At 71.6% G+C, this 14,435-nt stretch carries 10 protein-coding genes; all 10 read right to left on the bottom strand.

The window, feature by feature from the left end; genetic code table 11:
• Nucleotide 1: 1 nt before the first annotated feature.
• The 10 genes from polA to VFX14_25440 all read right to left on the bottom strand — a co-directional run bounded on the left by polA (nt 2) and on the right by VFX14_25440 (nt 14,422).
• Nucleotides 2-2,554, bottom strand: a complete 2,553-nt coding sequence (polA, locus tag VFX14_25485; GenBank protein HEU5193051.1) for a DNA polymerase I — start codon at nt 2,552-2,554, stop codon at nt 2-4.
• Between the two features lie 60 nt (nt 2,555-2,614).
• Nucleotides 2,615-5,680 (bottom strand): bifunctional [glutamate--ammonia ligase]-adenylyl-L-tyrosine phosphorylase/[glutamate--ammonia-ligase] adenylyltransferase, encoded by a 3,066-nt coding sequence (gene glnE / locus VFX14_25480; protein HEU5193050.1) that lies wholly within the window; start codon nt 5,678-5,680, stop codon nt 2,615-2,617.
• Between the two features lie 84 nt (nt 5,681-5,764).
• Entirely contained in the window at nt 5,765-6,103 is a 339-nt protein-coding gene (locus VFX14_25475) for a P-II family nitrogen regulator (protein ID HEU5193049.1), read from the bottom strand.
• Nucleotides 6,100-7,584 (bottom strand): glycogen synthase GlgA, encoded by a 1,485-nt coding sequence (gene glgA, locus VFX14_25470; GenBank protein ID HEU5193048.1) that lies wholly within the window; start codon nt 7,582-7,584, stop codon nt 6,100-6,102. Before glgA ends, VFX14_25475 begins: the two co-directional genes overlap by 4 nt.
• A gap of 23 nt (nt 7,585-7,607) precedes the next feature.
• On the bottom strand, nt 7,608-9,215 hold the full coding sequence (locus VFX14_25465; protein HEU5193047.1) for a Na/Pi cotransporter family protein: 1,608 nt from the start codon (nt 9,213-9,215) through the stop codon (nt 7,608-7,610).
• A 10-nt stretch (nt 9,216-9,225) separates the two neighbouring features.
• On the bottom strand, nt 9,226-9,864 hold the full coding sequence (locus tag VFX14_25460) for a histidine phosphatase family protein (protein ID HEU5193046.1): 639 nt from the start codon (nt 9,862-9,864) through the stop codon (nt 9,226-9,228).
• Nucleotides 9,861-11,282, bottom strand: coding sequence for a glutamate--tRNA ligase (gltX, locus tag VFX14_25455; protein ID HEU5193045.1), 1,422 nt, complete (start codon nt 11,280-11,282; stop codon nt 9,861-9,863). Before gltX ends, VFX14_25460 begins: the two co-directional genes overlap by 4 nt.
• Nucleotides 11,283-11,346: 64 nt before the next feature.
• Nucleotides 11,347-12,084, bottom strand: coding sequence for an SDR family NAD(P)-dependent oxidoreductase (locus tag VFX14_25450; protein ID HEU5193044.1), 738 nt, complete (start codon nt 12,082-12,084; stop codon nt 11,347-11,349).
• Nucleotides 12,085-12,153: 69 nt separating this feature from the next.
• Complete coding sequence (locus VFX14_25445; GenBank protein ID HEU5193043.1) at nt 12,154-13,521, bottom strand: FAD-binding oxidoreductase; 1,368 nt, start codon at nt 13,519-13,521, stop codon at nt 12,154-12,156.
• A 4-nt stretch (nt 13,522-13,525) separates the two neighbouring features.
• Nucleotides 13,526-14,422, bottom strand: coding sequence for a decaprenyl-phosphate phosphoribosyltransferase (locus VFX14_25440; protein ID HEU5193042.1), 897 nt, complete (start codon nt 14,420-14,422; stop codon nt 13,526-13,528).
• Between the last annotated feature and the right edge of the window lie 13 nt (nt 14,423-14,435).

Below are 14,435 nucleotides of genomic sequence, written 5' to 3'. Positions count from 1 at the left end.
GTCAGACCTGCGCCCAGTCGGCGCCGGCCTTGACGTCCACCTTGAGCGGCACCTCGAGCGTCATCGCGCCCTCCATCACCTCGGCCGCGAGGACCATCAGGCGCTCCTCCTCCTCGGGCGGGGCCTCGAAGAGCAGCTCGTCGTGCACTTGCAGGAGCATGCGGCTCGCCAGCCGCGCCTCCGTCATCGCCGTCGCCATGCGGATCATGGCGATCTTGATCATGTCCGCGGCGGTGCCCTGGATCGGCGCGTTGGTCGCCACGCGCTCGGCGAAGCTCCGGAGGTTCGGGTTGCCGCTGCGCAGCTCGGGCAAATAGCGACGCCTGCCCCGCAAAGTCTCCACGTAGCCGCGCTCGCGCCCCTCCTTCACCGTGCGGTCGAGCCACGCCCGAACCTTCGGATGCCGCGCGAAGAAGCGATCGAGGTACTCCTGCGCCTCGCGCGAGGTGATGCGGAGCCCGCGGGCCAGCCCGAACGCGGTGACGCCGTAGATCACGGAGAAGTTCGTGGTCTTGGCGATGTCGCGCTGGGCGGACGTGATCTGGTCGAGCGCGACGCCAAAGACCTCGGCGGCGGTGCGGCGATGGATGTCCTCGCCGCGGCGGAAGGCCTCCACCAAGCTCTCCTCGCCGCAGACGTGGGCGAGGATGCGCAATTCCACCTGGGAGTAGTCCGCGGCGACGAGGCGCCAGCCCGGCTCCGGCACGAAGGCGGCGCGGATGCGCCGGCCGAGCTCGGTGCGCACGGGGATGTTCTGAAGGTTCGGGGACGACGAGCTGACCCGTCCGGTGGCCGCGCCCATCTGGTTGAACGACGTGTGGATCCGCCCGGTGTCTGGATTGATCATGCCGGGCAACGCGTCGGCGTACGTGGACTTGAGCTTGGAGAGGGTGCGCTGCTCGAGGATCTTGGCGGGCAGCGCGTGGCCCACCGCAAGCTGCTCGAGCACGTCGGCGTCGGTGGAGTAGCCGGTCTTGGTCTTTTTGACCGGCGGCAGCGAGAGCTTCTCGAACAGGATCGCCGCGAGCTGCTTCGGCGAGCCCAGGTTGAATTCCTCGCCGGCCAGTTCGTAGATCTCGCGCGTGAGGCCCTCGAGGCTGCGGTCCAGCTCCTTGGAGAAGTCGGCGAGACGGTCGGAGTCGGCGCGGATCCCGTGGCGCTCCATCACCGCCAGCACCGGCACCAGCGGCCGCTCGATCTCGTCGTAGAGCGCGCGCACCTTCGCCTCGCGCAGCTCGCGCTCCTCCTGCTCCCAGAGGGCCCAGACGAGGCGCGCGCGCCCACCCGGCCGTCCCGTCGCCGCGCCCTCGCCGAGATGCTCGGTGGCGACTTCCTCGAGCTTGTAGTTCGACCGGGCGGGGTTGAGCAGGAACGCGGCGATCGCGGTGTCCTGCACCGCGGGCGCGGCCGCGCCACGGGCGAGGCACCACTGCACGAGCCGCTTGATGTCGTGGCCGATGAGGAGCCGGCTCACCAGGCGCGGCAGAGTCTCCGCCACCGCCTCCGGCGTCACCTGCACCTCGCCCGCGGCGGGATGGTGAAAGCCCACGCGCGTGAGCGCGGGATCGGGCGGCCCGCTCTCCTCGGCCCAGTCCACCGCCAGCGGCTCGCCGTCGGGCACCTTGGCGAGGAACGTGCCCAGCTCGTCGGCCCCGCCCGCGGGGGCCGCCTCCTCCACCGGCGCCGGCGCCGCCGAGCCCGGGAGCTGGCGCAGGAGATTTCGCAGCTCGAGCTCGGTCCACACCACGCGGAGCTTGTCCCAGTCCGGCTCCACGCGGCGCAGCGCCTCGAGGTCCTGTGGCAGCGGCACGCGTGTGCTCACGGTGGCCAGCTCGCGCGAGAGCAGCGCCTGCTTGCGATTGGCGGCCAGGGTCTCGCGGAGCTTCCCCGGCACGAGCGAGAGATGCTCGTAGAGGCCCTCGACCGAGCCGAACTGGCCGATCAGCTTCACCGCCGTCTTCTGGCCGACGCCCGGCACGCCGGGGATGTTGTCGATGGAGTCGCCCATGAGGGCGAGGAGATCCGGAATCTGCTCGGGCCCCACACCCCACTTCTCGCGTACCCGGTCGGCGTCGTACACGACTTGCTCGCCGGCCTTCGCGCCGGGCGCGAGCACGGTGACGCGCGGCCCCACGAGCTGCAGCATGTCCTTGTCCTGGGTAACGAGCACCACGTCCACGTCGTGGGCGCGCGCCCGCTCCACCATGGTGCCGAGCACATCATCGGCCTCGAAGCCCGCCACCTCCAACACGGGTACACGCAGAGCGGCGAGCACCTGCATCACCAGCGGGATCTGGCGCTTGAGGTCGTCCGGGGTGGCGGCGCGCGTCTCCTTGTAAGCGGCGAACTTCTCGTCACGGAACGTGGGGCCGGGCGGGTCCCACGCCACCGCAAAGTAGTCGGGGCGCTCCTCCCGAAATAGTTTCCACAGCATCGTGGACATGCCGAGCACGGTGTTGGTGGGCACACCCTTGGAGGTCGAGAGGTAGGGCAGCGCATGGTACGCCCGGAAGAGATAGCCGGGACCGTCGAGAACGAAGAGCCGCGCGCACATCGCGGCTCATTCTACCAGCGGCGCGGCCCGCGCGGCGCCGCGGTTGCCGCGCCGCCTGCCTCAGGTCGGGACCACGCGGTTCCACAGCGCGCGCACCCAGGTGGTGCGGCGCCGGTAGTCCTCCAGGAAGTCCTTGCGCGAGGGGTACTCGAGGCCGCGCGCCACGCGCGAGACGAAGGGGCCCGCGAGCTCCAGGGCGTCGCTCGGCCGCGCGCCGAAGAGCCGGAGGCTGCCGGAGACGCGGCGGAGGAAGCGGTAGTGGTCGGCCAGCGCGGCCGCGTCCTCCGCAGACAAGAGGCCGGCGGCGGCGATGGCGCGGACCGCCTGCAGCGTGTTGGGGCGCCGGATGCCGGGATGGCGGCGGCCGTGCACGAGCTGCAGCGCCTGGGTGATGAACTCCACGTCGACGAGGCCTCCCTTGCCGAACTTGACGTGGAAGAGCCCGGGCGTCTCCTTGCCGAGCTCCTTCTCCATGCGCTCGCGCAGCATGCGCATCTCCTTCAGGTCGGGCGGCGCGGCGTCCGGGCCGTGGAGGAGCGCGGTGATCAGGCGCCGCACCCCCCGCCCCACCGCGGGCGAGCCCGTCACGAGGCGCGCCCGGGTGAGAGTCTGGCGCTCCCAGGGATCCGCCCACTCGCGGTAGTACTGTGCCATCGACGCGCGGCTGGCCGCGAAGCCGCTGCCCTTGGAGCCGGGACGCAGCCGCAGATCCACGGAGAAGACGATGCCGGCGGCGGTGATGTCGCCGAGCAGGGCCTGCAGGATCTCCACCGCGCCGTGATAGAAGACGGCGGCCTCGATCGGGTCGGCGCCGTCGGTGGTCCCGTCGGCGTCGAAGATCACGAAGCAGTCGAGGTCGGAGCCGGTGGAGAGCTCGCGGCCGCCGAGCTTGCCGACCCCGACGATGACCGCGTCGAGGAAGCGCCCGCGGGCGTCGCGGGGCACCCCGTGGCGCGCGGCCATCTCGCTCACCGCCATGAGCCAGGCCACCGCGAGTGCGGCTTCGGCCAGCCCGGTGAGCTCGGCGGAGAAGCGCTCGGCGTCGGTGACGCCGAGCAGCATGCGCCAGGTGGCCCGCAGCTCCTCCGCCTGCTTGAGCCGGCGCAGGAGGTCTTTTCGCTCGGAGGGGCCGAGGGCGGGCCCCAGCACCGGCGCGAGCGCGGCGCGGAACTCCCGCTCGGTCTTGTGCGCGGCGAAGGTAGCCGGATCGGCCAGGCTCCCCAGGAGCTCGGGCTGGGCCAGCAGCATCTGGCTCATCAGCTCGCCACGCGCGCAGAGCCGCACCAGATTGACGAGGAGCGGCGGCGACTCCGCGAGCAGCTCCAGCCAGGCGGCGCGCGGGCCCGCCGCGGCCACAAAGCGCTCGAACAGGTTCAGGGCCTCGTCGGGGTCCGGGCTCTGCCAGAGCGCATCGAGAAGCACGGGGAACATGCGCCCGAGCGCCTGGGCGGCGCGGGCGGGATACGGCAGGAGCGGCCGGCCCTCCAGCAGGAGGCGCAGGTTCTGCCGCGCGCGATCGGGATCGACGAAGCCGGTCGCCTTGAGAGCGGTGAACGTCGGGATGCGAGGCGCGGGCGCCGCGCGCGGCGCCGGCCGCGCGTCGAAGAAATCGCGGAACGCCGCATGCACCGCGTCGGTGACGCGCCGGTACTCGGCGAGGAAGCGCCGCCGGGCCGCATCCGGCGGGAGCGGGATTCCCATGCGTCGGGCGAGCAGACCCAGGGCCCGCGGCTCCTCCGGCAGCGTGTGTGTCTGGAACTCGTGGAGGATCTGCAGACGATGCTCCACGCTGCGAAGGAAGACCAGCGCGTCGCCCAGCGTGCGCCCCAGCGCGGGGGCGAGGTAGCCGCGCTCGGTCAGCCGGAACAGCGTCCGCAGCGTGTTGCCGCCGCGCAGCCAGGGGTCGTCGCCCGCGTAGAGCAGCTGCAACGCCTGGACGAGGAACTCGACCTCGCGGATTCCCCCGCGGCCCAGCTTCACGTTGCGCCGCTCGCCGCGCTTGGCCCGCTGGGCGCGGTCGATCTCCTGCTTCATGCGGCGCACCTCGTCCACGATGCCTGCGTCGAGCCCGGCGCGGAACACGAAGGGCCGCACCAGCTCGAAGAAGCGCGCCGCCACCGCAGCATCCCCCGCGCAGAAGCGCGCCTTGATCAAGGCCTGTCGCTCCCAAAGCTCGGCGCGATCGGCGAAGTACGCGCGATAGCCGTCGAGGGACAGGATGAGCGCGCCGGAACGGCCCTCCGGCCGCAGCCGCAGGTCCACGCGGAAGGCGTAGCCCTCGTCGGTGACCGATTCCAGCGCCGCCACCACCGCCCTGGCCGCCTCGGCGAAGTACTGCCCGTTGGCGAGGGAGCCCTGCGACCCTCCGCTGGTCTCGCCGTCGTCGCCGTAGACGAAAATGAGGTCGATGTCCGAGGAGTAGTTGAGCTCGTCACCGCCGAGCTTGCCCATGCCGATCACGGCGAGGCCCGCGCGGCCACCGTCGGGCGCCTGGGGGACGCCGTAGAGGGGCTCCAGCGCCTCGTCCGCCCAGCGGCAGGCGGCGGCCAGGCACACGTCGGCGAGCCGCGAAAGCTCCTCGGTGGTCACCGTGAGGTCGGCGTCGCCCAGGATGTCGCGGGTTCCGATGCGAAGGAGCTGCCGGTACTTGAAGCGGCGCAGCGCGTTCCACCGCGCCTCCCGCTTGCTGAACGGCGCCAGGCTCGTCGCGAGCCCCGCCTCGAGCTCGTCGCCCAGCCACTGCCGCATAGTGCGGGGCTCGAGCAGCCAGGCGAAGAGCTGCGGGTAGCGGCGCAGGGTGTCGGCGAGGAACTGGCTGGTGCCGCCGAGCCGCGCGAGCAGGTGAATGGCGCCGGGATGCGCGGCGAGCGTGCGCAGGAACACGACGCGGTCGCCCTGGGCGGCGAGACGCTCGAGATTGTTGAGCGCCATGTCGGGATCGGGCGCTCCGGCGAGCTCGGTGAGCAGCCTCGGGAGGATGGGATCGAGGAGGGCGCCCTCCGCGGGAGTGGGGGCCAGCGCGTGGAGATTGGCCAGCGCCGTCCCCGGCTCGGCGAAGCCGCGCCGCTTGAGCTCGGCCAGCGCCCGCCGGTCGCCCGGCGCCGCGCGTACCAGATCTATCTTCATCATCAACATGCCTTTGGCATGTTGACCGTGGTCCAATCGGTTAGGGCGACCCGTCGCCCCCCGGCAACCGCTACCTTCCACTGGTCAGATAGCGCTCTCGCCTTTTTCCCCCGTGCGGATCCGGATGGCCTCGCTCATGGGCAGCACGAAGACCTTGCCGTCGCCGATGGAGCCGGTCTTGGCGGCGGACGCGATCGCTGTCACTACCTTGTCCACGAGCTCGTCGGGCAACACCACCTCGATCTTCACCTTGGGCAGGAAGTCGATGGTGTACTCCGAGCCGCGATAGAGCTCCGTGTGCCCCTTCTGGCGGCCGAACCCGCGCACCTCGGTGACGGTCATGCCGTACACCCCGAGCTGGGTCAGGGCCTCCTTGACGTCGTCTAGCTTGAATGGCTTGATCACCGCCTCGACCTTCTTCATGGCTGGCTCCCCCGCTCGCGAATCGTGCGCGCCTTCATGGCCTTGCGGTAGAGGGTCACGTATTCCCGCGCCGAGGCGTCCCAGGAAAAGTCCTCGGCCATCCCGTTCCGGACGATGGCGCTCCACAGCGCCGGATCGGCGTGCGCGGCGGCGGCACGGCGCACCGCCTCCACGAGCGCGTCGACCGCGAAGGCATCGAAGAGGAAGCCCGTGCCGGTGCGGCGGGCCGGGTCGACCTCGTGCACGGTGTCGGCGAGGCCGCCGGTGCGCCGCACGATCGGCACCGCCCCGTAGCGCAGGGCGATGAGCTGCCCGAGCCCGCAGGGCTCGTAGCGCGATGGCATCAGGAAGCAGTCGGACCCCGCGTAGATGCGTCGCGCGAGGTCGTCGTTGTAGCCGATGCGCACCGCCACTCGACCCGGATACGCGGCGGCCGCCGCGACGAAGGCTTCCTCGAGCGGGGCGTCGCCCGATCCCAGCAGGACGAGGCGGGCGGACGTGGCGAGCAGCCCGGGCAGCGCGTCGAGGGTGAGGTCGAGGCCCTTCTGGGTGGCGAGGCGCGTCACCATACCGACGATGGGGCCGCCGCCGCGCTCGAGCCCCATCTCCTCCTGGAGAGCCTGGCGGCAGATCGCCTTGGCCTCGAGCTCCCCCGGCCCGTAGCGCTTGGCGAGCACCGGGTCGGTGGCGGGGTTCCACGCCTCGTAGTCGATCCCGTTCACCACGCCGTGGAGGTCCGCGCTCCGCTCCTCCAGCACGCCCTCCAGCCCCGCTCCGAACGCGGCGGTGCGGATCTCCTGGGAATAGGTTCGGCTCACCGTGGTGAGCAGCTCCGAGAACACGAGCCCGCCCTTGAGGAAGTTGAGCCGGCCGTAGAACTCGAGCGCGGCGGGCGTGAAGAGATCCCAGCCGAGACCAGTCATGGGCATGTCGTAGTGCCAGAACACGCCCTGATAGGCCAGGTTGTGGATGGTGAAGAGGGTGGTGATCGGCCCCAGGACGGGGTGCGCGCGGTAGAGGGTCTGCAGATACACGGGCACGAGCCCGGTCTGCCAGTCATTGGCGTGGATCACCTGGGGCCGCCAGCCCTGCGCGCCCAGCGCCGCCACCGCCTCGAGCCCGCCGCGGCACAGGAAGATGAAGCGCTCGCAGTTGTCCCAGTAGTCCCCCTCCGCGGTGCCGTAGAGGGCCTCGCGGTCGTAGTAGTGATCGTGGCCGAGAAAATAGACGGTGACGCCGCCCGGCGCCTGCGCCTCGAACAGCGCGCCCTCCGCGGTGCGATCGCCCAGGGAGACCCGGATGCCGCTGGCGGCGACGCTCAGCGTGCCCGCGCAGGCCTCGACGCCCCGATACTTCGGCATCAGGATCCGCACGTCGTGGCCCAGGCCGGCGAGGGCCCGGGGGAGCGCGCCCGCCACGTCGGCGAGCCCGCCCGTCTTGGCGTAGGGCGCGGCCTCGGAGGCCATGAGGAGAATGCGCAGACGTTCGCGGGGCATCGGGGACCTCAAACTTCCTCTTCGAGGATCGGGAATACGAGGGCGGTGACGTGCGAGGAGATCCGCTTGAGATTGGTGAGCACGTCGAGGTGGATCTCGGAGGTCTCCAGCGACTCGGCGAGCCCACGGCGCAGGCGCGCGAGGTGCGACTCGCGCAGCTCTCGCTCCCTCTGGCGGATGAACGGCCGCTGGTCCAGCACCTCCTGGGCGAGGGCGCGGTCGCTCGCGGCGACGGCGGCGATCGCCCGCTCGAGATTCTTCGACACGATGCCGTGGAACTCGACCAGCTCGGTCTCCCCTTCCTCCGAGAACCGCCGGCCCTGGTAGAGCTTCTTGCGGGCGAGCTCCATGAGGTTCTTGTCCACGATGTCGCCGATGTTCTCGAGGTTGCCGATGAACGAGATCAGCCCGATCTCGCGGGCCGCCATGTCGGAGCTCATGGTCTCCCGGCCGAGGCGGGTGAGGAACATCTTGATCTCGCGCTCGAGATAGTCGAGCTGATCGTCGCGCCGCTCGACCTCCTCCAGCAGCTCGCGATCGTCGCGCCGCAGCACCACGAGCGCGTCGCGCAGCATGCTCTGGGCCACGTCGCCCATGCGCAGGGCCTCCCGGGTGGCCTGGCCGAGGGCGAGCGAGGGCTGGTCGAGATAGCGATCGTCGAGGTAACGGGTCTTGAGCGGGTTGTCGCCGCGCTCCTCCTCCGGCACGAGCGCGGTGATGGCGCGCGCGGCGAAGGGGGCAAAGGGCAAGAAGAGCGCGCTGATCGCGACGTTGAAGAGTGTATGCGCGTTGGCGATCTGCCGCGCGGTCTCCCCCGCCGTCGCCGCGACGAGCGCGGTGAGCGGGTGGATGAACGGGAACACGAGGGCGACGCCCAGGACCTTGAAGGCGATGTGCGCCACCGCGACCCGGCGCGCGTCCGAGGTGGACCGCATGCTCGCGGCGAGGGCGGCGGTGCAGGTCCCGATGTTGGCGCCCAGCACCACCGGGATCGCGCCTTCCAGCGGGAGCAGCCCCTGGTGGGCGAGGGACAGGAGCACCCCGATGGTGGCGGCCGAGGAGGCCATCCCAGCGCTGAGGACCGCGCCGGCGAGCACGCCCATGGCGGGATTCGACGCGAAGGCGACCAACACCTGGCGGGCGAGCGGATGCTCGGTGACGGGGGCGATGCCGTCCGTCATCAGGCGCATGCCGAGGAACAGGAAGCCAAAGCCCAGCACCGCCTGGCCGAGGTTCTTCACAAGGCCGCGCCGGCCGAAGAAGGCCAGCCCGAAGCCGACGGCGAGCAAGGCGAAGGCCAGGTCGCGCAGGTTGAAGGCGAGCAGCTGCACAGTGAAGGTCGTGCCGATGTCCGCGCCCAGGATCACGCCGAGCGACTGGCGGAACGTCATGAGGCCGGCGGACACGAAGCCGATCAGCATCAACGTGGTCGCGGAGGACGACTGGATCAGCGCGGTGACGAGCGCGCCCGCCGCCACCGCGGAGAGCCGGGTCCGCGTCATGCTCGTGAGGAGATGGCGGAGCTGGCCGCCCGCCGCGCGCTGCAGGCCCTCGCCGGACAGCTGCATCCCGTAGAGCAGGATCGCGAGACCGCCCGCCAGCGAGAGCAGGCTCATCGGTCCGGCCTCATGGCGACAGCGGCCGGAACCCGCCGGGCGGCTCCGCCACGCCGTGGAGATGGGCGGTGTCGTTCATCGTGAGCACGCGCGGGGGGGCCACCTCGCTGATCGAGCAATTCGACAGCGTCAGCCGCCAAATCGAGGACAGCGGAAGGGCCAGGCAGTAGGCGAGATACGCGCCGATCACGCCGCCGTGGCACACGACCAGCACGTCGTCACCATTCGGATGTGCGTGCTCGATCGTCGCGATCGCGCGCAGCACCCGCGCCTGCACCTCCGCCAGCGGCTCGCCGCCCGGCGGCATGGCACCCACGGGGTCGCGCACCCAGCAGGTGTAGGGATCGCCCGGGCGGGCCCGCACCTCCTCCACCGTGCAGCCCTCCCACTCGCCCAGCGACAGCTCCCGGAGATCCGCGACCGGCTCGAGCGGAGCGCCGGTGGCCGCGGCCACGATCTCCGCGGTGCGGCGGGCGCGCTGGAGCGGGCTCGCGTAGATGGCGGCGATGCGCCGGCGCGCGAGGGCGGCGCCGAGGGCTTCCGCCTGGCGCTCGCCCAGCTCGGACAGGGCGATGTCTTGCACGCCCTGGAAGCGCCGGACGGCGTTGGACACCGACTGGCCGTGGCGGGCGAGGAGGAGCCGTCTCACCGCCGGCCCTCGGCGGCGGCCTGGGCGCCGCGCAGGCGCCGGAGGGTCTCCTTCTTGCCCAGGATGCCGATGATGTCGAAGATGGGCGGGCTCGCGGTACGGCCGGTGAGGGCCAGGCGCGTGAGCTGGGCGAGATCCACGAGCTTGAGGCCGAGCTCGGCGGCGAGCCCCCGGTAGAACGCCTCGAGCGAGGCGGGGTCCATGTCCGCCTGCCCCTCGAGCCGCTTCACGATGAGCGCGTAGCGGCCGGGCGCCTCCGCCCCCCAGAACTTCGCGGTGGCCGCCGCGTCGTACGCGGCCGGCGCGCGGAAGTAGAAGGTCGCCGCCTCCGCCATCTCCACCAGCGTCTTCGCGCGCTCCTGGAGCGTGGCGACCACGCGGGCGAGCCAGGCGCGGTCCGCGGGCACCGGCAGCCCGGCGCGCTCGAGGAAGGTGGGCAGGCGCTCGGCCAGGGTCGGCGCCGGCAAGGTCTTGATCCAGTGCTGGCTCAGCCACTCGAGCTTGGTGCGGTCGAAGACGGCGGCGGCGAGGCCCACGTGAGCGAGGTCGAAGTACTGGCCGATCTCCTCGCGGGTGAAGACCTCCTGATCGCCGTGGGACCAGCCGAGCCGGGCCAGGTAGTTGAACAGGGCCTCGGCCACCACCCCCGCCTCGCGGAAGGCCTGCACGCTCGTCGCCCCGTGGCGCTTGGACAGGCGGTTCTTGTCCGGCCCGAGGATGAGCGGAATGTGGGCGAAGGCCGGAATGGGATAGCCGAGGGCGCGGTAGCACTGCACCTGCTTCGGCGTGTTCGAGAGGTGGTCGTCGCCGCGGATCACGTGGGTGATCTTCATCGTGACGTCGTCCACCACCACACAGAAGTTATAGGTGGGCGTGCCATCGGTACGGACGAGGATCCAGTCGTCGAGCTGACTGTGATCGAACGCCACTGATCCGTGGAGGAGATCCTCCACCACCGTCTGCCCCTCGTCGGCGATGCGCAGACGCAGAGCGTGCGGCTCGCTCGCCGGCACGTTCGCGTCCCGACATGTCCCCGGGTAGCGGAAGGTCTCCCCGCGGGCCTGGGCGGCCTTGCGGAGGCTGTCGAGCTCGGCGGGCGTGCACCGGCAGCGGTAGGCGCGGCCCTCCGCGAAGAGCCGCTCGGCGTGCGCGCGATAGATCTCGAAGCGCTCGGTCTGCCGGTAGCCGGGTGTGGGCGGCCCCTCGTCCCAGTCGATCCCGAGCCATCGCAGCGCGTCGAGCACCGACGCCAGATACTCCTCGGTCGAGCGCTCGCGATCGGTGTCCTCCACGCGCAGGATGAAGACCCCGCGATGCGCGCGGGCGAAGGCCCAGTTGAACAGCGCAGTGCGAGCGCCGCCCACGTGCAGATGACCGGTCGGGCTCGGAGCGAAGCGCACGCGCACAGGCTCGGGCATGGCCCGACCATTGTACCGTGGTGCGGTCGGAGAGAAGGGTCCGATGGGCCCTTCCCTCCGACCGCTAGGACTTCATGCGGCGCATCACGGAGCGCGGGAGAGCGCGGATCAGCGCCATGATCAGCCGCCAGATAGGCGGGGCGTACACCACGGGCCGGCCGGCATCCATCGCACGCAGCGCCCGTGCCGCCACCGCATCCGCGTCGCCCGCAAACGGGGGCACCGGCAGCCCCGCCGTCATCTCCGTGCGGACGAATCCCGGCTTCACGCAGACCACGCGGACGTCGCGGTCGGCGTAGGCGAGCCCGAGCCCGTCGAGGAAGGCGGAGAGCCCGGCCTTGGAGGCGCCGTAGAGATAGTTGGCGGGGCGGGCGCGGTCGCCCGCCACCGACGAGAACGCGCAGACGACCCCGCCGCCCCGCCCGGCGAGGCGTGCCGCCGCGAGCTGACACAGGAGTGCGGTGCCGGTGAAGTTGGCGTGGAGCAGGCGCTCGAGCCGTGCGGGATCGGAGGCCAACTCACCCTGCTCGCCGAAGAGACCGCCGGTGACGACGAACGTGTCGAAGCGGCCCAGCGCGGCGTCGGCCGCGTCCAGCGCGGCGAGGAACCCGGTGGAGTCGGCCAGGTCGAGCGGGCCCACGCGGACGGGCGCGCGGGCGCCCCGCGCCTCGAGATCACGCGCGGCCACCGTGAGCGTCGCGGCGTCGCGGCCCAGCAGGAACAGCGCGTCGGCGCGCTCGGCCATGAGCCGGGCCAGGGCTTTGCCCATCCCGCGCGTCGCGCCGACGAACGCGGCTTTCATGCCTGCCTCGCCTTCGGCTCGGACACCATCATGTTTCCGCTCGCCTCGCCTTCGGCTGCGGCTCGCCAATCAATTGCGGTCTCCGAGCAGTCTGACGGATTGCGCCGAGCGGAAGCGGTGGGCAGGGTCCCAGCGGTCGCGCACGGCGCGCCACTCCGGCAGGCGCGGCATCATCTGGGCGAAATCCTCGGCGCGCGTCACCGCATCCTTGGCCAGGTAGATGCGCCCACCCGCGGCGATGACAACCGCGTTGAGCTCGTGCACGAGCGTGACCGTGGCGGGACCGCGATACGGCAGATCGAGACCCAGCGTCACGCCCTCCATGGGGAACGACAGGGGCGCGGGCCCGGCCGGCCCGCAGTCCTTGATCACGGCGAGGAAGGAGGCCGAGCCCGCCCGCGCGATGCGCTCGAGCAGCTCGCGCATGGCGGCGAGCCCGGCCGCCCGCGGCACCACGCACTGGAACTGGAGGAAGCCGCGGCGCCCATAGAGGCGATTCCAGTCCGTAATCATGTCGAGCGGGTAGAAGAAGGACTCGTAGGACACGAGGCTCTGATGTGGCCTCGCCGCCCCGCCCCGGCGGCCCGCCTTCATCCAGTAGTAGAGCCCGTTGAAGGCGCGCATCGCGAGCGGGCTCAGGAGCCACTCGGGCGCATCCAGCGGCACGCCCAGCGCGCGGCGGGGGCGCGGATCGCCGGTGGGCACCTCGGCGCGCGTCGCGTGGCGGCCGCGCATGAGCACGCCGCGGCCCAGGCCCGCGCCCGCGGCGAGGCAGTCGATCCACCCCACCGTGTAGGGCCAGGCCTCTCGCGAGGCCTCGAGGGCCGCCGCCATCTGCTCGAGATTGGCCACCCCCTCCGTCTCCATGGCGATCCAGCCCGTCTCCACGGGACGCAGTCGCAGGGTGACCTCGGTGATGAGGCCGGTGAGCCCCATGCCACCCACCGTGGCGAGGAACAGCTCGCGGTCGAGATCGGGGCCGCACGCGATCTCCTTGCCGTCCGCGGTGAGGAGCCCCAGCCGCTCCACGAAGCCGCCGAAAGAACCGTCGCAGTGATGGTTCTTCCCATGCACGTCGCAGGCGACACAGCCGCCGAGCGTCACGAATTTGGTGCCGGGCGTGACGGGAGGGAACCATCCGCGCGGCAGGAAGAGGCGCAGGATCTCCGCAAGCGACAGCCCGGCCTCGGCGGTGAGCCGCCCGGACACGGGATCCCAGTCGAGGATGCGGTCGGCGCGCGGCGTCGCCAGCACCAGCGCGTCCTCGCGCGCCGGCACGGCGGCATCACCGTACGCGCGGCCGAGCCCGCGGGGGAGCACGATCCCCTCGCCGGGCGGCAGGCGCAGGCGCTCCGGCCGGGCCACGCGCCCCGGGCGCACGGGCATGCGGCCCCAGCCCGCGACGGACTCGCGCGCGGCGCGCAGCGGCGGCGTCACAGCCTCAATGCCCCCACGGCCCGTAGATCAGCAGGAGCAAGGTCGCGATCCAGAGCACGCTGTTGGCAAGGAGGGCCCGGTCGGACAGGACGAGATCGGAGGGGTTGCCGCCCAGCTGTCGGCGGTAGAGGAGATAGAGGTAGCGGAAGATCCCGTACAGCACGAACGGCAGGGTCAAGGGAAGGAGGCGCGTGTGGAACTTCCCCACCGTCTCCGGCGACATCGTGTAGAGGGCGTAGGCGGTAACGGTGGAGGCGGTGACCACCGCGATCATCTGGTCGATGAAGCCCTCGCTGTACTCGGCGAGGATGGGGCGGTGCGAGGCGGCGTCGCCGTGCAGGGTGAGGTACTCGTGGCGCCGCTTGCCGAGCGCCAGGAAGAGGGCGATGAGCACGGTGCAGATGAGCAGCCAACCCGAGATGTCGGCGTCCACCGCCACCGCCCCCGCCACCGCGCGGAGCACGAAGCCCAGCGCCACCGTCAGCACGTCGAGGATGACGAGATGCTTGAGCCGCACCGTGTACGCGGTGAGGAGCACGCCGTAGGCGAGCGCGACCAGTCCGAAGCGCACGCCGAGGCCGAACGACAGCATGAGGCTCACGAGCAAGAGGATCAGGCCGATGGCGAGCGCGGCGCCGCGCGACAGCGCCCCCGAGGCGACGGGGCGGCGCCGCTTGTCGGGATGAAGGCGGTCTTTCTCGGCGTCGGCGACGTCGTTCAGGAGATAGATGGCGCCGGAGAGCCCGCAAAAGAGCGCGAAGGCCGCCGCCGCCCGCCACGCCTGCGGAGTGAAGAGCTGATGGGAGAAGATCACGCCGGCGAAGACGAAGAAGTTCTTCACCCACTGTCGCGGGCGCAGCGAGACGACGACGGCGGTGAGGAGCCCCATCGGGCGGGTTATCGCCCCCTCACAC

It is taken from the genome of Candidatus Methylomirabilota bacterium (assembly GCA_035764725.1).
Lineage (GTDB): Bacteria > Methylomirabilota > Methylomirabilia > Rokubacteriales > CSP1-6 > DASRWT01.
This window is presented reverse-complemented; position numbering and strand designations above follow the sequence as displayed.

Bases quoted from the DNA above. Each gene is read 5' to 3' on its own strand.
- VFX14_25450 (HEU5193044.1), bottom strand. From the start codon at position 12,084: ATGAAAGCCGCGTTCGTCGGCGCGACGCGCGGGATGGGCAAAGCCCTG.
- polA (HEU5193051.1), bottom strand. From the start codon at position 2,554: ATGTGCGCGCGGCTCTTCGTTCTCGACGGTCCCGGCTATCTCTTCCGG.
- VFX14_25465 (HEU5193047.1), bottom strand. From the start codon at position 9,215: ATGAGCCTGCTCTCGCTGGCGGGCGGTCTCGCGATCCTGCTCTACGGG.
- VFX14_25475 (HEU5193049.1), bottom strand. From the start codon at position 6,103: ATGAAGAAGGTCGAGGCGGTGATCAAGCCATTCAAGCTAGACGACGTC.
- gltX (HEU5193045.1), bottom strand. From the start codon at position 11,282: ATGCCCGAGCCTGTGCGCGTGCGCTTCGCTCCGAGCCCGACCGGTCAT.
- glnE (HEU5193050.1), bottom strand. From the start codon at position 5,680: ATGAAGATAGATCTGGTACGCGCGGCGCCGGGCGACCGGCGGGCGCTG.